The 21,856-nt window shown below is 40.9% G+C and carries 16 protein-coding genes and 1 pseudogene; 2 read left to right on the top strand and 15 right to left on the bottom strand.

Annotated features, from left to right (window positions below; translation table 11 throughout):
* Window positions 1-1,266 (top strand): DUF4157 domain-containing protein (locus RMY00_RS19600; protein ID WP_322649128.1); only part of this gene is annotated, 1,266 nt, incomplete at its 5' end.
* 332 nt (window positions 1,267-1,598) lie between these two features.
* On the opposite strand, the gene RMY00_RS19595 is transcribed toward RMY00_RS19600, so the two are convergent.
* The 6 genes and pseudogenes from RMY00_RS19595 to RMY00_RS19570 form a co-directional block, all read right to left on the bottom strand.
* A complete protein-coding gene (locus tag RMY00_RS19595) occupies window positions 1,599-1,829 on the bottom strand; it encodes a type II toxin-antitoxin system HicA family toxin (RefSeq protein ID WP_322649127.1) in 231 nt (76 codons plus the stop codon).
* The gene (locus RMY00_RS19590) at window positions 1,826-2,065 is read right to left on the bottom strand and encodes a type II toxin-antitoxin system HicB family antitoxin (RefSeq protein WP_210616340.1); all 240 of its coding nucleotides are present in this window, start codon (window positions 2,063-2,065) and stop codon (window positions 1,826-1,828) included. The genes RMY00_RS19595 and RMY00_RS19590 overlap by 4 nt, the downstream gene beginning before the upstream one ends.
* 375 nt (window positions 2,066-2,440) lie before the next feature.
* Window positions 2,441-2,764 carry a hypothetical protein gene (locus tag RMY00_RS19585; RefSeq protein WP_416212081.1) on the bottom strand — a complete coding sequence of 108 codons (324 nt, stop codon included), beginning with the start codon at window positions 2,762-2,764 and terminating at the stop codon, window positions 2,441-2,443.
* Window positions 2,765-3,387: 623 nt separating this feature from the next.
* A complete protein-coding gene (locus tag RMY00_RS19580) occupies window positions 3,388-4,083 on the bottom strand; it encodes a TetR/AcrR family transcriptional regulator (RefSeq protein WP_322649125.1) in 696 nt (231 codons plus the stop codon).
* A 57-nt stretch (window positions 4,084-4,140) separates the two neighbouring features.
* Window positions 4,141-5,874: an FAD-dependent monooxygenase gene (locus tag RMY00_RS19575; RefSeq protein ID WP_322649124.1), complete on the bottom strand. Its 1,734-nt coding sequence runs from the start codon at window positions 5,872-5,874 to the stop codon at window positions 4,141-4,143.
* A 222-nt stretch (window positions 5,875-6,096) separates the two neighbouring features.
* A pseudogene (locus RMY00_RS19570) lies at window positions 6,097-6,249 on the bottom strand (transposase); the annotation flags it as partial.
* 808 nt (window positions 6,250-7,057) lie between these two features.
* On the opposite strand from RMY00_RS19570, the gene RMY00_RS19560 reads away from it, so the two are divergent.
* Window positions 7,058-10,576, top strand: coding sequence for an NB-ARC domain-containing protein (locus tag RMY00_RS19560; RefSeq protein ID WP_322649122.1), 3,519 nt, complete (start codon window positions 7,058-7,060; stop codon window positions 10,574-10,576).
* A 138-nt stretch (window positions 10,577-10,714) separates the two neighbouring features.
* Here RMY00_RS19560 and RMY00_RS19555 read toward each other — a convergent pair whose 3' ends face one another.
* From RMY00_RS19555 to trpC, 9 genes are all read right to left on the bottom strand, one after another.
* Window positions 10,715-11,857 carry a 3-oxoacyl-ACP synthase III family protein gene (locus RMY00_RS19555; RefSeq protein WP_322649121.1) on the bottom strand — a complete coding sequence of 381 codons (1,143 nt, stop codon included), beginning with the start codon at window positions 11,855-11,857 and terminating at the stop codon, window positions 10,715-10,717.
* 10 nt (window positions 11,858-11,867) lie between these two features.
* Window positions 11,868-13,694 (bottom strand): ScyA-related TPP-binding enzyme, encoded by a 1,827-nt coding sequence (locus RMY00_RS19550; protein WP_322649120.1) that lies wholly within the window; start codon window positions 13,692-13,694, stop codon window positions 11,868-11,870.
* A 374-nt stretch (window positions 13,695-14,068) separates the two neighbouring features.
* On the bottom strand, window positions 14,069-15,115 hold the full coding sequence (locus RMY00_RS19545; protein ID WP_322649119.1) for a bifunctional riboflavin kinase/FAD synthetase: 1,047 nt from the start codon (window positions 15,113-15,115) through the stop codon (window positions 14,069-14,071).
* Between the two features lie 159 nt (window positions 15,116-15,274).
* Complete coding sequence (gene ssuE, locus RMY00_RS19540) at window positions 15,275-15,823, bottom strand: NADPH-dependent FMN reductase (RefSeq protein ID WP_322649118.1); 549 nt, start codon at window positions 15,821-15,823, stop codon at window positions 15,275-15,277.
* Window positions 15,824-16,000: 177 nt separating this feature from the next.
* Complete coding sequence (locus tag RMY00_RS19535; protein ID WP_322649117.1) at window positions 16,001-17,632, bottom strand: tryptophan halogenase family protein; 1,632 nt, start codon at window positions 17,630-17,632, stop codon at window positions 16,001-16,003.
* Window positions 17,633-17,758: 126 nt separating this feature from the next.
* A complete protein-coding gene (trpD, locus tag RMY00_RS19530; protein ID WP_322649116.1) occupies window positions 17,759-18,856 on the bottom strand; it encodes an anthranilate phosphoribosyltransferase in 1,098 nt (365 codons plus the stop codon).
* A 34-nt stretch (window positions 18,857-18,890) separates the two neighbouring features.
* The gene (trpB, locus tag RMY00_RS19525; RefSeq protein ID WP_322649115.1) at window positions 18,891-20,132 is read right to left on the bottom strand and encodes a tryptophan synthase subunit beta; all 1,242 of its coding nucleotides are present in this window, start codon (window positions 20,130-20,132) and stop codon (window positions 18,891-18,893) included.
* A gap of 17 nt (window positions 20,133-20,149) precedes the next feature.
* A complete protein-coding gene (gene trpA, locus RMY00_RS19520) occupies window positions 20,150-20,962 on the bottom strand; it encodes a tryptophan synthase subunit alpha (RefSeq protein ID WP_322649114.1) in 813 nt (270 codons plus the stop codon).
* 27 nt (window positions 20,963-20,989) lie between these two features.
* The gene (gene trpC, locus RMY00_RS19515) at window positions 20,990-21,850 is read right to left on the bottom strand and encodes an indole-3-glycerol phosphate synthase TrpC (protein ID WP_416212080.1); all 861 of its coding nucleotides are present in this window, start codon (window positions 21,848-21,850) and stop codon (window positions 20,990-20,992) included.
* Window positions 21,851-21,856 lie beyond the last annotated feature (6 nt).

The following is a 21,856-nucleotide window of genomic DNA, read 5'->3' as shown; positions in this document are numbered from 1 at the left end:
CCGACAACAATAGGAATAACAAATGATGTGCATTCGATAGTTCAAAGGGCGAAAGCTGATCCCAGTTCCCTGAGTGCAGATGAGGTCTTAACCCTTCAGGAGACGATAGGAAATAGGGCGGCGAATCGGTTGTTAGCTGCTCGAAGCACAACACAAGTGCAGGCGAAGCTGACGATTGGTGAGGTAGGGGATAAATACGAGCAGGAAGCAGATAGTGTAGCGCGTGAGGTGGTACAGCAGATTAATGCACCTGTGGTATCAGGTCAAAGCCAAGCAGTACAGCGTCAGATGTCTGAAGACAAAGACGACCTTCAAATGCGCCCGATAGTACAGCGTGTAACAAACGGTGGCATGGCTGCATCAGCAGATGTCGAAGCTGGGATACAACGGGCAAGGGGGGGTGGACAGTCCTTAGCAGATAACATCAGAGAACCCATGGAGCAAGCGTTTGGGGCTGACTTTAGCGGCGTGCGTGTGCATACAGATTCAGCGGCTGACCAGTTGAACCAGTCGATACAGGCGAAGGCGTTTACTACAGGGCAGGATGTGTTCTTTCGTCAGGGGGAATATAATCCAGGGAGTGAGAGTGGACAAGAGTTGATTGCTCATGAACTCACACATGTTGTCCAGCAGAATAATCTTTCAGTTCAGAGGAAGGTATTACCAAGAGTTGTAGACAGTAAAAGTATACAAAGGTTTTGGAGAGGACCTGAAAGTGAATCTGAGAGTGAATCTGAGAGTGAATCTGAGAGTGAATCTGAGAGTGAATCACAAGAAACCACAAATGACGAGCGACAGGATTTGAGTTTTGATGTAGAAGCTAGTCTTAACGAAGCTTTTGTTGACGAAGACACAGAAAGACAAAATAGAATAGACCAAGAACGTATTCATCTAATTGAAAATTTGATTTTTGATGAAGCATTATCAGAAGATTTTCGCTCTAACCATATTATTGAGGCAAGCACCGAAGAACAAGAAGATGAGCAAGCTGAAAATATAGCTAATGAAAGAGAGAAAGCAACTTCAACAGTACTAGTAATGAATGATCAAGATAAGAAAAGCTTATTAAACGAAGTAAAACAAAAAAATCAAAACAGGAATTTTCAAAATCAAAATACTAGTTTGCAAGACTATAGATATATAGAGTACAAGGATGATAAGCAGGGGGCATGGGAGGTAGAAACTGGAAGACGCAGATTCGTCTATTCGACTATTCTTTTGCGTTTTAGTGTTTACCGGATACATCACTTGGAACGAATGGCATAGGTTGGCATCACCGTGCCAAAACGGGAAAATCGTACGTTAAGGCTGAAAGCTTTATACAGTGCGATCGCTGATCTTGTAGGGTGCGTTAATGAAATGTAACGCACCATCTATATGCAAATTATCGGTGTGTTACGCTGACGCTAACACACCCTACGTATGAATGGATTTTATTTAAGTGCGTAAGCATATCTTGTAGGGTGCGTTAACGAAGTAAAGCACCGAACCAATTAATTATGGTAAGTGCGATTGCGCGGAGCGCAGTGCCGTAGGCGATCGCCTGTTCTTGTAGATTCGCTTGAGTACCCACATCACAGCATAAAATTACACTTAATTTATTTTTCCAATAACTCAAAAAAAGTTTCTTTATCAATACCAATATCTTGAATCATACCCATAAACGTCCCTTGTTTTAAGTCTTTTCCCGCATGAATTGGAACAACAACTCTTCGTCCATGACTATCCTTGTAAATAGCATGACTCCCCTTTTGACGGTCAAAATAAAAACCTAATTGTTCAATGACTCTAATAAAATCTTTAGCTTTAACAGTGGGATAATTACTCATGCCAAGATACTTAAAGGCTTAACAATTAAATCTTCTTGAGGAATTGACTGATTATCAGCCTTTAAACTTTCAATATATAATTCAATAGCTTCTGTAATATTCTCGATGGCCTCTTCAAAAGTATCACCTTGAGAATGACAACCTTTGAGAACAGGACAAAAAGCGTGATAACCTCCATCTGATTCTTTTTCCAGAATTACTGTGTAATTGTAAATCTGTTTATTGTTGTCATTCATATATTTTCTACTTCAAGGCAATTTACCTACTTTTAGCTTAGACTTATTTCATAAAATATGCGTAGGCGCAACCCGCAGCAGACATAGCTTTTTATTTTATTACGACGGCACAATTATAAAAGGTAAGACATTATAACATAATTTTATCGTTATCGCCACTAATATGTTTCGGGTTGGCTGTGGGATTGTCGCTGATGAACTTAGTGCGATCGCTGATCTTGTAGGGTGCGTTAATAAAATGTAACGCACCATCTATATGCTGATTATCGGTGTCGTACTCTCCGTGCTAACACACCCTACGTATGAATGGATCTTACTTAAGTGCGTAAGCATATCTTGTAGGGTGCGTTAACGAAGTAACGCACCGAACCAATCTCATGCAGCGTTACAGCGTAAACAACCAAATGGCTTGTCAAATATCCGGCGTTGTTGCACGATTAGGGAAAATGGTAAATTAAACTGAGCGAAACCTTTCTGTTTAGTAGCTTGAATACCCATTAAGAAGAAGGAGATCCCAGGATTTAATCCCAAGGACTGTAAACGTTGGTATGACTGATTTCCTTGCCTAATATAAGTGCCTTGCTTTTGACGCAACACAAAATCAATTCCTTTGCTATGTAACCAATTCGCCAGTTTTATACTATGAAATTCTCTATCTCCCAGAACCAGAATTCGATATCCTTTAAATAGCTGTAGCAATGGGCGTATTAATTTTTTCTGCTCACCCAAGTTGCTACATCCTCTTTTTGGTAACAATAGCCAATAAACTGGAATAGCTCTTTTCTGTTCAATTATGCTGATTACAAATACATTTTGTAAACGCTACTACGTTCTATCAATGGCGAATATCATTTGTTTGTTCAATGATTGTCGGCTATTTTTAACCCATCGTTTGAGTACTGGAAACCAGAGGTATTGAATTGATAATTGGGGCAACAATAAAAACCTTTGAATGCTCCGTCGCCTACTTTCAAATTTTATCGGTTGTGGAAATACAAATGAGAGCTTTTCAATCGTTACAGTTTTATGAAATTGCAACAGCATAATCAAAATTTCAAGCATCTTGTACTGTGCGGGTGTCAGTAAATTTTGAAAGCAGTTCTGGTAGAATTTAGGTAATATTATCATTTGATAGGTGTTGTTGAGAATACCTGACCTATCTTTTTTTACCCCAAAACGGTCACACCTCCTTATTTCCTCGGCTTCAGCCCCTTTGTCACCCCTTCAGATTAAAAAATTAATGTTCGGTATAGCGCGAGATCGCCTCTTCGCCGCTTGCAAAACGCGATCGCGTAATTCTAATGGCTCAAGTCTAATTCGTATTAGTCCTGGGTGACAGATGCATCTACGTTTTGAGCGCTAAGTTGTTTGTCATTAATTTGGTTATTCCATGACATACCTAGCGCACGACGTACGAAACCTACTGTCTCTGCAAGATAGTGTTCGACGGCAATTTCGGGATGATAAAGTAAACAATCGCGTGCCATGCGATCCAGGATACTGCCCACAAGCCGAATTGCGATCGCTGGATCTATATTTGATGAAATCCGCCCGCAGGCTTGGTCACGTTTGATCAGCAAGATTAGCTGCTGTAAGTAAGGCTCACGACGCTCCTCCGCAGAGGAAGACGAACCAAATAAGAGGGCCTCAGTATCTAGGATGCCTAAAATGTCTCGGTAGGGTGTAGCAGCCGCCAGTGCAGCCCGGATCAGGGCTTCTAGCGACTTGTCCAAAGGTTGGTTCTCGGTCGCTATCTGTTCTACTGCTTGTGTAATATCGCGTTGCAACTCCTCAGCGAGTGCGCTTACTAAAGCTGTTTTCGACGGAAAATAGCGATAAAAAGTCCCTTGAGCTACGTTTGCACGCTTGACAATTTCTGAGACAGCTGCATCTTCATAGCGCCTCTGGGCAAGGATTTCGCGTGCCGCCGCTAGGATGCGAGCTCGTTTATCACTACGGGGTAAACGAGAAGTGGACTTATCGATCAAATTTCTTTGGTCGGGATTCTTTTCTTGCATACTCACTCTCACCAGTATTGTGTTTTCTTTTATCTCCTTACTGCCGTCATGATTTCACTAGTTCAACGTTAGCTCAACGGAGTTACCAAGTAAGCGCATTAACAATGCTTCTAACGGCTGTAACTGGGCAGGCTGACTACGGAAGCCAACATAACCGTCTGGTCGCACTAAGTACAAACACTCAAACTGGGCCCCGTAGCGACGGCTTAGTTCACCTGTAGAATCCCATAAGCTAAATTGCTCGTTGCCACCTTGCTGGGACAAAACCAATTGACATTGAATGAGTGTACCGTAACGCGATTGCAACAAGGCAACTATCTGCCGAAGTTCTTCTAAACGCTGAGGTTGTTCTTTTAAACCGGCAAACACTAATAAATGATGTCGTGCTTCGCTACCCCAAATTTCAAACAACCGATGTGGTTGGCCATCTTGCGCTACTATGTTACGGGCATCTGGTGCGCGATCGCCTGCTGTTGGGCCATGGCTAAAATCAAAGCGATCGCCTACTGATGGGTGTGGCTCAGTGTAGGCTATTGCATGCCACCATTCAACAAATGACTGAGTGTGTTCGCCTACCAAGGGACTGTGGCGGTAGTTGTAGGTATTAGCGGCAAAGGCGTTCCGCATCTGACGCTCAATTGCATCCACATGCCAAGCCAGCGACAGTGTAGCGTTGCGTACTTTCGCAACTAGAGGTTGCTTCAGTTCTAAAAGGCGCTCGACAAGCTCGGTTGTTCTTACAATCTCAACTACGATCGGATGTCGTTCAGCGTGATAACTATCCAACAGCGCCTCGCCACCCAGCCCACGTACATGGAGTGCAAGCTTCCAAGCTAAGTTCGTGGTATCTTGCATCCCAGCGTTCATGCCTTGACCACTTTCAGGACTATGAATATGTGCAGCATCTCCTGCAAGAAATACACGCCCGTAGCGCATCTGTTCAACCACACGGCTACTGATGTGAAACGTAGAAACCCATAGAGGGGTATGCAACTCGCGTATACCAGCATCGGGGTGATAAGTCAGCTGATGCTTAATTAAGGCTAGTATTGCCTGCTTGTCTTCTATCCTTGGTTGGTCATGAGGCAGTGTAACTACTATGCGCCAAATGCCACTAGGTAGCCGACCCAGAATTAATAAACCTTCAGGGCGTAAGAAGGTATGAATTTGGTCATCAGGCCAGGTACGATCCCACTCAACATCCACATCAACTAAGGCATACTGCCCTACATGGGGATGCCCTGGAAAGTTCACGCCTATTAAATGGCGGACTGTGCTGTGTGCGCCATCACAACCTACTAAATATGCAGTCGTTACCTCTTCAATTCTTCCGTCCTCATGGCGTAAAGTAGCGTGAACTATGTCTCCTTCTTGCGTGAGCGCGATCAACTCAACAGGGCGCTCCACTGTTAGCCCTTGGCTAGCAAGATGTTCAACTAGGAGGCGCTCAGTTTTACCTTGCTCAAGCAGTAGAGAAAAGGGATAAGGAACATCGAGTTCGTCGAGTCGCAGATGGACTAGCTGTTGTCCATCCCCATAGAAATTAGCTCCACGGGCAATGCGACCTTGTTCAAGGGCAGTTTGCAGAACACCAAGACGCTCGAAGATTTCGAGTGTGCGTGTATGAACGCCAACAGCACGCGACTCTACGATTGGGCGTGGTGCAGCTTTATCTATGATGCGACACGGAACACCATGACGTGTTAACTCGGCAGCTAGCGTTAAGCCTACTGGGCCAGCGCCAACTACCAGTACAGGCATAGAAGATTGAGCAGTATGGAAGTATGTCATCAGATTATCTCCTCTATTCAATTATTCAACGTTTACTAGACTGACTGTCATTCTAGTTTTTGTTTTGAGGAAACGTCAAGATACCAGCTAGTCAATTTTGGGAAAACTAAGTAAGTAATTAAAGAAAAACACAATTAATATTACATAATTAATACGTAGGCAAATTTCAACTGTTGCTCTCAATCAACTATTAAACGTCATCTCAGCTTTGTGCTACACGTTTTAAAAGCTATTTATAAAATCAATATAAAATTTTGAGTGTTTTACCAAACGATTTTTCATTTTCTTCTTAGATTTTGTGGCTAACTGTAACCCTCGCTCATATAACTCTTCAAACAATTTTTGAGAGATGTATCCTCTGTGACCAAGCAGTTTGCTTTCTTATGTCCTTAGTCATATTTGAGACTGGTTTTCGGTCATCTACGTTTACTAGATTAAAATTTATATAAGAATTATTGCAAGAAAACAAATATTTCGTTTTGCGGATAAAAAACAATTTCGTTACTAGAATTTGCGGAGCAACCTGGATTAATTAAAGTTGGTGCATCTAATGATGCTAAAGCTTATAGAATCATGAATTTTTGTGATTTAGAAACTAAAACTGAGAAACGCTATAGTAACTAATTTACCGAAGTCAGCAGACGCAGCAGTTTTTGACAATGAAATCAGAGATATTTATCGATTGTGTTGTGGGAGTTTAACTATTATGGAAGTTTTTAAAGATGCACTTAAAAGTTGACAAATTAATTACCAAAAATATCAATAGTATTACTATACAAATTTAGGTTATCTTAATACCTATCTGATATTATCAGTTTTATTTACTTATACATAATAGCGACATCTACCATTAGATAAATTTCCCTATATTCAGTCTTCTATATATTAGAAACTCAATTACATTTACTGATTTTAATAGATGCTATTATATTGATTAATTTAGAATTTTTATAATTAGTATAAATAAACATGTAAAGTTTTGTACTGACATTTAACATTTCTGGTAATATACTATCAAAGATGCATTAACATGATAATTGCTTGAATATTCATTCATAAACATAGTGCCTATATGAAAAATAGGTTAATTAAAGGTTAAAAATAGCTGATGTTCATAGTTACTGACTACGCATAGTTGTTTAAAGCCAACTATTTAAACCTACTAAAAAAGGTGCTTATAATAATGCCTAAAAAGCAAAAACGCAAACGTGGTGTTCTCCTGACTCCTGAAGGGTTGCAAAAACTTCAATCGAGCAAACTAGCGTTAGAATTAAACGACAATTATGGAAACAAGTATACTCTTGAAGATTTGAGCGATCGAGTTGGAGTCAACACGGCGACAATTTCCAAAGTACTTTCCCGTGAGGAAGGGGTTGACAAACTAACACTTGAGCTTTTTTTCAAAGCTTTCAATTTAGAACTAGATAAAACTTACTATGTCAGTTCAGACCAATCTCAGCACCAAGATTGGGGAAAAGCAATTTGTGTATCAGTTTTTTATGGACGACAAGAAGAACTAGCTACTTTAGAGCAATGGGTTTTGAGAGAAAACTGCCGAGTAGTAGCACTGCTGGGAATGGGAGGAATTGGTAAGACAGCTCTGGCTATAAAACTAGCAGAACAGATTAAGGACAATTTTGAATATATAATTTGGCGATCGCTGCGAGAAGCTCCATCTGTTAAAGCTTTGCTAGCAAACTTAATCCAATTCCTTAGCGATAATCAAGAAACAGAAACTACCTTACCAGAAAACGTAGGCGACAGAATATTACGACTAATAAGCTATCTACGGGAGCATCGCTGTTTGCTAATCCTAGATAATCTAGAGTCGATTATGCGTGATGGAAGTCGAGCCGGAATTTATCGTGAAGGATATGAGGGGTATGGTGAGTTACTCAAACTTGTAGGAGAAGCTACTCACCAAAGCTGCTTAGTACTGACAAGTAGGGAAAAACCTAAAGAGGTAGCCTCACAGCAAGGAAAATCCTTATCTGTTCGCTCATTACTGCTGAATGGTCTCAAGCCAGAAGATGGGCAGGGAATATTAAAAATGAAGGGTATCTCTGTATCAGAGTCACAATTGATCAAAACTTTAGTCGAGCGCTATGGTGGTAATGTTTTAGCTTTAAAAATAGTTGCGACAACCATTCAAGATTTATTTAATGGCAGCATTTCTGAATTTTTGCGGCAAGAAACAGTCGTTTTCGGCGATATTTGCGATTTGTTAGACCAGCAGTTTTCGCGCTTGTTAGATTTAGAAAAAGAAATAATGTACTGGTTAGCGATTAATCTTGAGCCAGTTTCACTATTAGAATTGCGAGAAGATATATATTCATCAATACCACAAGTAAAATTATTAGAAGCTCTGGAATCTTTAAGACGGCGATCACTGATTGAACAAAACGCATTACTATTCATGCTACAACCTGTAGTTATGGAGTATATAACTCAACGGTTAATAGAGCAGGTTAATGAAGAGATTGTCACTCAAGACCTCCAGCTTTTTCGGAGTCATGCTTTGATGAAAGCGACAGCCAAAGACTATATTATTAATACCCAAATACAAGTCATTATTCAACCACTTATTAATAAATTACTTACTTACTATAGAAATAAAAAAAACCTTGAAAATCAATTTATTCAAATTTTAGCAAGATTACAAGAAACATCTCCCCTAGAACAAAGTTATACAGCTGGAAATATTCTGAATTTGCTTTGTCATTTAAAAACAGATTTAACTGGTTACGATTTTTCTAATCTGACTATTTGGCAAGCAGATATGAGATATGTGAATTTGCACAACACAAATTTTACTCATGCTAATTTAGCGAAGTGTGTTTTTGCTGCAACCATAGGTGGTATTCATTCCGTGGCATTCAACCCAAATGGGAAAGTTTTGGCTATGGGGGATACGAACGGTGATATTAGCCTGTATCAAGTTACAGATGGCAGACAACTGCTAACTATTAGGGGGCATATAGGTTTTGTTTGGCCGATTACTTTTAGTCCTGATGGTTATGTTATTGCCAGTGGTAGCGCCGATCAAACAGTGAAACTATGGGATGCTAATAGTGGACAATGCCTAGCAAATTTGCAAGATCATAGTGGTGGGATATGGTCAGTTGCTTTCCATCCTCACAGTACTATGCTTGCCAGTGGTAGTGAAGATCAAACAGTGAAACTATGGGATGCCACTAGTAGTCAACTACTCAAAACTTTGCATGGACATAGTAATCGAGTTACATCAGTTGCCTTCAATTCTCAAGGTACTATACTTGTCAGTGGTAGCGATGACCAAAAGGTAAGGCTATGGGATCTTAAAACCTATCAATGCTTAAAAACTCTAGAGTATCAAGATAGTGAAGTAAAGTCAGTCGCCTTTAGTCCAGATGGTCAAATTTTGGCTATAGGTTATTGTGACCAAACAATAAAGCTATTAAATCCTGTTACATATCAATGTATTCAAACTTTACATGGTCATCAAGACTGTGTAAATTCAGTTACCTTTAGTTATGATAGTCAGACCTTAGCAAGTGGCAGTGATGACCAAACAGTTAAGCTGTGGGATGTTACTACTGGTCAGTGCCTTAACACTCTGTACGGTCATAGTAGCAGAATATCTTCAGTTGCTTTTAGACCATATACTTATACGCTAGCAAGTGGCAGTGAAGACCAAACCGTAAAGCTGTGGGATGTCACTACTGGTCTTTGTCTGAAAACTTTCCAGGGTTATTGTAATGGAGTGTGGTCAGTTGCCTTTAGCCCTAATAGTAACTATATTGCAAGTGGCAATAATGACCAAACGGTGAAGCTATGGGATGTTAGCACTGGGAGATGCCTAAAAATTTTGCAGGGTCATAGTAATCGAGTTACATCAGTTGCTTTTTCTCAAAATACTATACTTGCCACTGGTAGTGAAGATCAAACAGTGAAGTTATGGGATATTAACACTGGTCAATGCTTCAAAACATTACAAGGACATACAAATCGAATCACATCAATTACCTTTAGCCGCAATGGTCATCTATTAGCAAGCGGCAGTCAAGACCAGACAGTAAAGTTGTGGGATGCCAAAACAACTCAGTGTGTCAAAACCTTAAAAGGACATACTCATTGGGTATGGACAGTAGCCTTCAATCCCAATGGTGATTTATTAGCAAGTGGCAGTAATGACCAAACAATTAAGTTGTGGGATGTCAGTACTGGTCTTTGCCTTCAAACTTTGGATAGTCATACTGATTGGATTTGGTCACTCATCTTCAGCCCCGATGGTTGCACGTTGGCAAGTGGTAGTAGTGACCAAACAATTAAGTTGTGGGATGTCAGCACAGGACGGCATCTTAAAACCTTAGAGGGACATGCCAGTTCTGTACACTCAGTAGCTTTTCTAGATGCTCATATACTAGCAAGCGGTAGTGGCGACCATACGGTGAAACTGTGGGATATCAGCACAGGTAAGTGCATCAGAACTTTGACTGGACATTCTAAGTTTGTTTGGTCAGTTACTTTTAGTCCTGATGGTCAAACCCTAGCAAGTAGCAGTGAAGATGAGACGATTAAGCTTTGGAATTTCAAAACTGGTGAGTGTCAGAAAACTTTGAAAAGCTCTAAATCCTACGAAGGTATGAATATTAATGGTGTAACAGGTGTAAGTCCAGTAACTATTGCTACTATGAAAGCCTTGGGCGCAGTTGAGTATTGAACAGAATTCCAGCCCCTTGCCTGCTAGGGAAGGCTACCGTATACGATAATGTCAAGTGAGTTTTTTAACTTGTGTGTACACGGTAGCCGAGCAGTGAAAGCTTTGAAAATATGTTAAATCTAATATGTTGAACTTAGGTTAACAAGAAGCAAGGCTCATTATTGAAGTTTTCACTGCCGATTCAGGTAAATTGAGATGTGGATCGGAACCTAAAGCCACTTTTCCCCAACGCATTACATTTGCAGTGGCACTACTGGCTGCACCAAAGCCATAAATGAGAACTAAATCATTTTCACGAATCTTACCCAACTGGGCAGCGTGATATAAATTAGCTAAAGTCAGTGCTGGCCCAATGTTTGCATAGAGAGGGTAAGTGTTGATTGTGCGTTCTGAATCAATACTTAGTACTTGTGTACAAAAGTCGGCAAACCAGGCAGTAGGTGTATTGAAAATGAAAAAATCAATTTGGTCGAAACTGACATCAGCAGCAGCAACTGCTCCCTCGCAACACTGACGTAGAAGCCCCGCAGATGTTCTACTGATTACTTTGTTTGTACCCTTATCTACCTGCATACGTAATTGTGCTTTGCCCTGCTCATCTGGTGTGAGTTGAAAGGAGAACTGGTCACACAACATATTGGTATTTACAGATTTGGTGCTGAGAATGCCTTGGTTTGCTTTGAGCGGACTGACAACCATTGCGCCAGCACCATCGCTAAAAAACCAAGAGAGAGTATCGTCCTCGTTGAAAAAACGAGAGTAAGTACAGGAGATCACAACCAATACATTGCGGTATCCTCCTGATTGCACTAAAGCACAGGCAGTTTGTAGCGCTACAGGGGTACTACCACAGCTTGCATCAAGGTTCCATGCACCACAAGTTAATCCCAGTTCGCGGGCGAGGAAGGCAGCATTACCAAAGCCGATATGTTCAGGTAAGAATGAGCCGACAATTAAAAGATCAACATCGTCAAGGGAAAGCTTTGCTGCCTCTAGAGCATCTTTAGCGGCACGATACTCCAAGGTCAGTGACGACTCGCCTGGCCCAAGTATCCTTTTCTCAACAGTTCCCCGAAAGGGATCTGATAAATAGGGCAGCATTTGGGAGTCAAATTCGTTGCAAGCAGCCAAATTATCTTGTGACATTAGCTTTGCTAAGTTTTTTTGCTCTGCATGAGCAATTAAATCAGGATAATTTTCTCTGTAGTAGTTTTTTGTACGCTTAATGGTTGGGAAGCTTAAGGCAAGTGAGCTAATTCCTACAGATTGACACGCTATCATAAATTTTTTCTCAAACACTAGTATTTTGCAAAATTAGATTCTCAATGCGGCTGCCAATCGGTGCTAGCCGAGTCGGATCAATTACTACATCAACAACAAATGGAACTGGAGAGAGCATCGCTTTCTTTAGGGCTAGCTGAATGTCAGATTCTGTTTCGATACGGATACCATCAGCTCCCATTCCTTGGGCAATTTTAACGAAATCCCCTTGGGGAATTTCTATATCAAGATTGTTAAATCCCTGCATTGTTGTTCCTTGAGCGCACATGTTGTAACATGAGTCGTTGAGTACAATCCAAACGGCAGGAATTTTATATTTGACAGCCGTACTTACCTCACTGTTCATCAACATCGCACCATCTCCCACTATGGCTACAGCTTTGCCATTCCGGGCTAGGGCAGCACCTACAACACCTGTGACAGCATGACCCATAGCCCCAAATCCGGTACTAACACGGTAACGTTCGGGTTGGGCAAATCGCAGCATGTAATTTCCCCAAGCAAAAGAGTTGCCGGCTTCTGCAATGATCAAGGCATCACTGCCATCCACAATTACCTGTTGAATTGCATTCATCAATACCTCTGGTCGCACTGCACCTGTGTTTAATGATGAGAATATTTCACACTCAGGTTTGGGTAATGACTGCTGTGTTTCAATAGGACTTTTTGGTAAATGCTTAAGTAGCGATCGCACAAATAATTTCACATCCGACTGAATGGCTACTGTTTGGGCAGTTGGATAGGCTGTTCCTGGTACTTCTGGGTCAATATCAACATGCAAAAAACTCTGCAAAGGAATCATTGCGGGATTCCAAAAAGAGGTGAGTTCTCCTAATCGTGTTCCTAAAACTAGAGTGTGCAATGGTCGAGATTGTTGCATATATCTCAAGACTGATTTGTGTCCAGCGAAGCCTGTACTGCCTATAAATTGCGGATGGTCTTCGGGAAAAATTCCTTTACCCCGTGGCGAACACATCACTGCTGCACCTGTTGTTTCTGCTAACTGCCGAATTTCCTTAGCTGCATTTCTAGCCCCAAAGCCTACCCAGATGGCGAATTTTCCTTTAGAAAGTAACTCTGCACATTCTGAAACTGTTTCCTCACTGACTGTGACTCCTGGTGCAGTGAGATTGACTTTTGACCAAGATGTTTTGGCTGTACTTGTCTGCACTGCTGTTGGAATACTCAAATGGGCGACAAAACCACCCGGTCTAGCTAAACCCAGCACTAGCCTACGTGCAATTTCTGGCAATTGTTCGCCGCTTTCTAAAGTCGTTGCATAATGAAATAGTTTTCCTGTGGTAAATATATCCGCACTGGGCATTGTGTAAGCGCTGGTTTCTTGGAAAGCCCACATTCCTCGCTGTGATGCTGAGGTGGACGGCGATAAAAAGATAACTTTTGCACCGTCCCAACGTGCTGCATATAGTCCTGTGATTGCGTTTGTGATCCCCGGCCCGGCTGTAGTAAATACTACGACTGGGCGATCGCTAGTAAAGTGTGCCTCTGTAGCTGCAAACGCTGCTCCGGCTTCGTGCCGAAAGTGAATCACTTGGATTGAGCTATTTTCGAGGCTGTGCCATAAAGGTGCGATCGCTCCCCCCGAAACACCAAACGCATATTGCACTCCCATTTTTTCTAGCATCTTGACTACCGCAGAAGCCACTGACACTTCATTGCCAACTGAAGGCGCAATATTCTCCGAGCAGATATTTGATATATCTGCAAAAGGTGGATACAGCAACGATAGTGAAGATGGCGATAAAACAGAAGACGCGATTGATCCTTTCAGCGAAATATCTGTTTTTGTGTTGGGAGTTTGAAATTTAGTACTCATGTTCAGCAAATTAAATAGATTAAAGGTTGTTATCTGGCTTTACTGACTTTCAAGCCTGCTCACTATTTCCTGTTTGCTATTTTCTGCTGTAAGAATTTACCCTTACCCGTTTAGTACTAGAAATAATAGTTTTGAGCAGGCAAGAGTGTATATCTATAATGGTTTTTGAACAATCTAATTCTTTACTCTCTAATGTTTAGATCACATAGATTCATCCCAAAACCTCTGACTTTTGAGCAATTAAGTTGATACTAAATCACTTGCAAAATTTTTTGCACTCAAGAACAGCAAGTTAAGAATAAACTTAAGTCTTTCTATTGCTCATTGAAGTTCAATATGGCATAAGACCGTTATTCATCAAGCACTACAGCTTATCAGCCTGCGAATTTCTCTAAATTAGTTGATCGTAACAATAGATATCTGGCTTTGGCACAGTCGGCTGTAATCTGTGCTTTGAGGGTTTCTGAGGAGGAGAACTTTTGCTCTGGTCGTAAAAATTCTTCTAATTGTACTATTAATGTCTTGTCATACAAATCGCCTAACCAGTCCAATAGGTGTACTTCTACAGATGGATAGGTATCATTGACTATTAAATGATGAGCAACATTCATAACTCCTATACCTATAGGCAAAAGTTGGTTAGATAAAGATGAAGCATCTACAGTCTCATTGACAATGAATACTCGCACCGCATATACACCATGCCGAGGTAGTAACTTGTTAGCTGTTAATTGAATTTTAGCAGGTGAAAAGCCGATGCTTCTATCCAACTGCTGTACTTTAACAACTTTCCCTGTGAAATTATAAGGATAGTTTAATAGTACCTTAACACGGTGCATGTCACCTTTAGCTAAGGCTTGGCGAATAGAAGAACTGCTAATACGTTCGCCTTGAAAAGAGTAATTAGGAACAATGACAACAGGAATATTAAATTTAGCTGCGATATCCTGTAAATCACTAGTAGTTCCACTACGGTGCTTTCCAAAGCGAAAGTCCTCTCCTACACTGATCATTTGAGCTTTTAGCTGTTGCACTAAAATCTTTTCTACAAAATCTTGCGGACTTAAAGTAGTTAATTCTTTATCAAAAGGTAATAATACTAGTTGTTCTACACCACAATTTTGTAGCTCTTGCACTTTCTCTTGCAAGGGTGTCAGTAAAGGCCAAGGTTTTCCCGTAAAAAACTCTTGTGGATGCGGATTAAAAGTGACAACTGTGGGGTAAATATGTTCTTTAGTTAGCGATCGGTTTTTCTTCCCGGACTCCTGCGTTCTGATGTGATTCAAAATAGGTTGAATGACTTGTTGATGACCACAATGCAGACCGTCAAACTTTCCCAGAGCAACAACAGTTGGTGTGAAAGCAGCAGAAGTAGAGTAAGTCACTCGTACATTATTAGTAAAATTTGCTATTTTGTTCATAATTACATATTATTTTTTCTGAATGTACTATAAAACTGATATTGGATTTTTGAACTTTTAGGGGCGAGTTTACCAATATCATCATTAGCAATTAATCATATTGGCAGAGATAAAATCAATTCTTTACTTCTGCTCTCTGCCTTTTTCTGGTCAATAAAACTACACTGCCACCAATTTTTTCTGTGTCAAAGTATTAACAAGTTCTTGAATAGAAGCTTTTAATCTCTGCTCAATATCGCTATCTAATTGGATTTCTTTCTGCTCATTAAACTGAATTTGTGAACTGACGACGTAAACTCCCTTGAGAATGTGAGTAGCTCCCATTGCTGAGAACAGAGGCTTAATCGCATAGTCAATTGACAGTAAATGATTGATTGATCCACCTGTAACAATTGGCAGGATAGTTTTACCACCAAAAGCATACTGAGGCATTAAATCTAGCAAAGTCTTTAGTATTCCTGTGTAGGAGGAATTGTAAACAGGTGTAGAAATAATTACTGCCTCTGCTTGCCCAACGAGAAGCTGTAGTCTTTTCACCTCTGGACTCTCAAAGTTTCCGTAAATCAAATCCTCTGGAGGGAGATCGCGTACTGTAATAGATGCTATTTCGATTTGATGTTTGGTACAAAGTTCTTGAGCATAGTTTAAGATTGCAGCAGAGCGAGAGTTGAAAGAAGAATTACCGGAAATTGTAACGATTTTGTGCATGGTTTAAATCTCCCGAGATGATTAGTATTAATTTTCTAAAATACATTGCATTTGATTTGATCCTGATAGATTCTCTAATGTCGATGGAACACCGAGAGAGGCTCTGTGAAATGACTTAGCATTCCACAGAGCAGCATGATTAACATGTAATGTTAGGCCAGAAACAGCTTAATACACTTAAGTCGTAACCAAAGAGCGAACTAATTCATTTTCGCTCAGATATTCAGACTGTTCTTGAGACTTGATCACGTAAGTTAAGTATTCATATTGAGATGGTAAGGTAGCACTAAGGTAATTTGTTCTTTCCTTAATTGCATCAAATGTTGCTATAGCTTTTTGGTCTTCAATATGATTCAATACAGGTAAATTGTTTTCAGGAAGGTAATTTAACCCTAACAACATTACAGAATAGGAATAGGACTCAAAACCGTGATAGTTCGGATTGATGCTCTTGTTGTTTGGTAGTCTACTCTTCCACAATCTCAATCTTTCTTGTAGTTCTTCAGAAATTACGATGTCGCGCTTGCTTGCCTTCCAGAACTCTGTGTCTGCTCTATTACTAGCACAATAATGAAGTGTCAAAAAGTCTCGAACACCATCTATGCAATTAGCAACAGTTTTGTTGTAGTTTTTAATTACATCCTCATTAAAGGAAGTGTCTGGTAAGTTGTTGACTAACTCTTCAATACCATGCTGAATAAAGAATATGCCGGTAGACTCTAGTGGTTCAACAAAACCACTAGAAAGACCAATAGCTACACAGTTCTTCACCCATGAGTTTCTGTTTCTACCAATTCTCATCTTGATATGTGAAGCTCTGCAATCATTGGCACCTTCTCCCAAGTGCTGTCTAAATTCAGTTTCCGCCTCTTCTTTAGAGATAAACGCACTTGAGTAAACATACCCTGTGCCAACTCTTCCATACAGAGGGATGTTCCAGACCCAACCAGATGAGAGCGCAGTTGCTGTTGTATAAGGATTGATGCCATTTTTCTTGATATTAGTGGGTATTTGCATAGCGATCGCACTATCGCACAGTAGTGACTCCGAGAAGGAAATAAATGGTTCACCAAGAGCTTTATTGATTAATAAACCACGGAAGCCAGTACAATCTATAAATAAATCGCCTTTAATAGTCCCATGTTCTTTGGTTTTGACATCATCTATACTGCCATCTTCACCTAAATGAACATCTACTACATCATCAACAATCTGTCTTACACCTCTCTGCTTCCCATAATCTTTTAAGAATCTTGCCAGTAAGTTGGCATCAAAATGATAGGCGTAAGGGTACTGAGCTTTTAAATCAGCCAAGACATTTTTCTGAGTGGTAATCTCTTGGGTAAACAAATCTTGAGCTTTATTGTCAAAAACTTCTCCGTTAAAATGTCTGGGAGAGCGCTTCAGATCGCATAACAAAGGAATCATAAAGCAGGAGTAATCAAATGGTGCTTCATGTCTCTTTGTTTTTAGCCACCATTCGGAGATATCAAAACCATCTACCGTTTCATATCTTTGAAAAGGATGGTAAAAGTATTGTCCTTGAGAGTTCCAATTGACAAACTTAATTGCCATTTTATAAGTAGCATTGCATTTTGGCATCCATTCGTGTTCTTGCAAACCGAGAAAATCAAAGAATAGCTTAATGGTACTGAAGGTCGCTTCACCAACTCCCACTGTTGTGATGTTAGATGACTCAATTAGGGTAATCTGAACATTTTTATCCAAAGCCTTGCTCAAATATGCTGCGGTCATCCAACCAGCAGAACCACCACCAACAATTACAATGTTCTTTATGTTCTGTGCCATGAGAATATTGCTCCTAAAGGTTTCATGAAGTATTTTGTCAAACGAGAAAAAGTCAAAGAAATCAACCAACATAAATCCAAACGCAGTGAATTTTACGTTTGTAAAGTATGTAGATACTTTTTTTACCTAATGCAGAATTCGGATTAACTGTTCTAACTTCATCCAGGCTTCTCCACTTTGTAAGATATCTTTAGCAAGAGTTACCCCTTTTGCATAGAAGTTAATTTCATCTGTGGAAGTGATCGCTTCGCCAACCTGTAAAGCTAGCGCTGCGTTCAAAGCCACAACATCTTGCTGCGCCTGAGTGCCTTTTCCTTGAAGTACAGCTTTGAGAATTTCAGCATTTTCCTTGGCATTTCCACCTGCTAACTGAGTAGTTGCAGCAGGTTTCAATCCCAAATCTTGAGGATTCAAAGTTATTTGATGTAGTTGTTTGTCTGCCAACACAACCATGTCAGTCAAATCTGCTAGTCCTGCCTCATCCAGTTTTTCACGTCCATGAAGAACGATCGCTCGGCAAGTGCCTAATTGATTTAAAGCCTGGGCGATTGTGTTCATTAAGTTAGGATTATAAACTCCGATAACTTGCCCTGTAAGTGGTAAAGGATTGAGTAAGGGGCCTAATAAGTTAAAGACAGTACGGATTTTCAACGTTTTACGCAGAGGTGACACCACCTTGAAAGCAGGATGCCATGTTGGTGCAAATAAAAACGTTATCCCAACTTCGTCAAGGGCTGCGATTATGCGATCGCTGCTGGTATAGAGATTCAGACCCAGCGTTTCTAGGACATCCGCCGATCCAGCTTGACTAGATGCTGAACGATTGCCATGCTTGGCAACTTTGATTCCTGCGGCTGCAACCACGAAAGCTACAGCTGTAGAAATATTGAAAGTTGAGGCTCCATCTCCACCAGTCCCACAAGTGTCAATCAAAGGATAGGAGTTGATAGCATTACTAGTTCCTAATTGTAATGACTGCTGTCGCAAAACTTGCGATAGACCAACCAACTCTTCAGGAGCTACTCCCTTGGCTTGAATTGCTGCCAAAATTGCTCCTGATTGTGCTATGGGGATGGCTTCTGTTAACCAACCTTGCATCAAATTTTTGGCTTGGAGTACAGAAAGGGACTGACGGTCTAGCAGTTGTTGCAGTAAGGTAGACCAATCTTGAGAATCAAAAGTTAATGCCTTGTCTGCATTTAATGTAGGAATTGCCGCTATCATCTCAAATTTTCCCAAATTTTTACAACAGAGTTAATTAGATAGCATTCAAGAATTGAATAACGGTATGCACATCTTTATCTCCTCGTCCAGAGCAACTGAGGATAATTCGTGGACTTCCTCCTATTTCAGGGCAAAGAGTTTCGAGATATGCGATCGCATGGGCAGTTTCTAGAGCCGGAATTATTCCCTCTAACCGCGAAAGACGCTGGAATGCTTGTAAAGCCTCTTGATCGGTGACGCTGTGGTATTCAACACGTCCGATGTCCTTCAAATAACTATGCTCAGGCCCCACACCAGGATAATCTAGCCCAGCGCTAATCGAATGTGCCTCGATTATTTGACCATCGTCATCTTGTAGCAAATAGCTCATTGCACCATGCAAAACGCCAACTCGTCCGCGAGTGAGAGTAGCAGCATGTTTTTGGGAGTTAACGCCTTCACCTGCTGCTTCTACTCCAATTAGTCGCACACTTGGTTCATCGACAAACTCGTGGAAAAGTCCGATCGCATTAGAACCACCTCCTACACAAGCCAGGAGAATATCTGGTAATCCTCCCCATTTATCCTGACACTGAGTGCGAGTTTCTTGTCCAATCACAGCCTGAAAATCACGCACCATCATCGGATAAGGATGAGGCCCAGCAACAGAACCGAGAATGTAATGAGTAGTTTCGACATTAGTTACCCAATCTCGGATTGCTTCGGAAGTAGCATCTTTTAAAGTTCCTGTTCCTGCTTCCACAGGACGAACTTCTGCCCCCATCAACTTCATCCGAAACACATTTAGAGCTTGCCGCTCCATATCATGGATGCCCATATAGATTACGCAGTCTAAACCAAAGCGAGCGCAAACTGTGGCTGTAGCAACCCCGTGCTGACCTGCTCCTGTCTCTGCAATAATCCGTTTTTTGCCCATTCGCTTTGCTAATAACACCTGAGCTAGAGCGTTATTAATCTTGTGAGCGCCTGTATGGTTTAAATCTTCACGTTTGAGGTAGATTTGTGGCCCTGTGCCATCAGGTTTGGCATAATGAGCAGTCAAACGTTCAGCAAAGTAAAGAGGGCTGGGTCGTCCTACATAATCCTGCATGAGGTTTTGTAACTCATATTGGAAAGTAGGAACTGTACGATAGTGCTGGTAAGCTCTCTCTAGCTCACTGAGCGCTGACATTAAAGTTTCAGGAACGTACTGGCCTCCAAAGCGTCCAAATCGACCCAATATATCAGGTTTGCTTGCTCTGGGAGCGAGAGCATAAATATCTTTTGTGATTACCACGATGAGATTCCCCTGAATTAGTTATTTGATGCAGTAATTGCTGCTTTCAGACTTCGACAAAGTTTTTCAACTGCCAACAGCCTTTGAGTCGCTGTCCCTTTAACCAAACATTTCACAAAGGCACTACCCACGATCACAGCATTTGCACCCCAATCCATCACCTGACGAGCTTGTTCAGGTCTAGAAATGCCAAAACCAACAGCAATAGGTTTGTCAGTGACACTATGCAAATCTGTGAGTAAATCTTTAACATGCAGTTGGAGTTCGGAGCGTATACCAGTGACACCAGTGACACTGACTAAATAAACGAATCCCTGAGACTGACGAGCGATCGCTTCAATACGTTCAACTGAACTAGTAGGAGCTACCAACAAAATCACTTCGATACCATACTTGGTGGCTAGCTGTAATAAATTTTCTGCTTCCTCCAATGGTAAATCAGGTACTACCAAACCAGCAATGCCTGCTTGAGCTATTTGTTGCAAGAACTGCTCAACACCTCGGTTCAAAATGGGGTTGTAGTAAGTAAATAAGATTAGAGGTGTTTTGAGGCTAGGACTAATAGTCCGAACCATTTCCAGAACTTGATCTAAACGAATGCCCCGTTGCAGAGCGCGGGTTGCTGCTGCTTGAATTACAGGCCCATCTGCCAAAGGATCTGAGTAAGGAACACCCAATTCAATCAGATCGGCACCGTGACGATCCAAAACCCGTAGAGCTTCTGCTGTTATTTCTAAATCTGGATCGCCAGCAGTAATAAAGGGAATTAAGGCGCACTGATTGCGATTTCGTAAAGTCTCGAAGCAATGAGAGATAGAAGTCGTCCTCATAGTTTGTCTAACAAAGTAAGTGAATGGCTAAAAATTTGTCCGCAGATCGAGTACTGCTTGGACTAGATCGGTTTGTTTGACTAAAGACTCTCCCACTAAAACAGCACTAGCACCAGCATCAGCCACAAGAGCTAAATCAGCTTTTGTGTGTATACCAGACTCACTAACAACAGTGATGTTTAAACTGTTTAACTTTTCTCTTCGTTCTGCCAATAAATGCTGTGTAGTTCCTAAATCAACCGTGAAATCTTCGAGATTACGGTTATTGATACCTACTAAACGCAAGTCTTTGAGCGTTAGTACTCGGTCTAGTTCTGCTAGAGTATGTACCTCTATCAGAGCGTTCATGCCTAAACTGTAGGCAATTTGCAAAAATTCTTTGAGGTTTTGGTCTGACAGAATGGCTGCAATCAAAAGTACAGCATCAGCGCCAGCTGCTCGTGCTAGATATATTTGATAAGGATCAATGATGAACTCTTTACACAGCAGTGGTAATGAAACATTTTGTCGAATCGTCTGCAAATAGTCAAAACTGCCTTGAAAGAATTTTTCATCAGTTAGTACTGATATACAAGTTGCTCCACCTTGTGAATAAGCCTGTGCAATTTTGACTGGTTCAAAGTTAGCTCGAATTACTCCTTTACTAGGTGAGGCTTTTTTGACTTCTGCAATTAAGCTGGGTTTGGTTGGGCTTTGTTGCAGCGCACTTAAGAAATCTCGCGTAGCAGGGGCAGTACTTATCTGATTTTGTAAATCTTCTAAACACAATTGCTGACTTCTAAGTGCAACTTCTTGCTTTTTTTGCCACACAATCTCTTCAAGGATATGGCGCGGCTTGGTATTAGTAGTAAATAAAGTTAAAGGATGGCGATCAGTCTGCATAGTCATCACTTG

The organism is Nostoc sp. ChiVER01 (assembly GCF_034531155.1).
GTDB lineage: Bacteria > Cyanobacteriota > Cyanobacteriia > Cyanobacteriales > Nostocaceae > Nostoc.
Note: the sequence above shows the minus strand (reverse complement) of the source record. Positions and strands in the feature narration are given on the sequence as shown.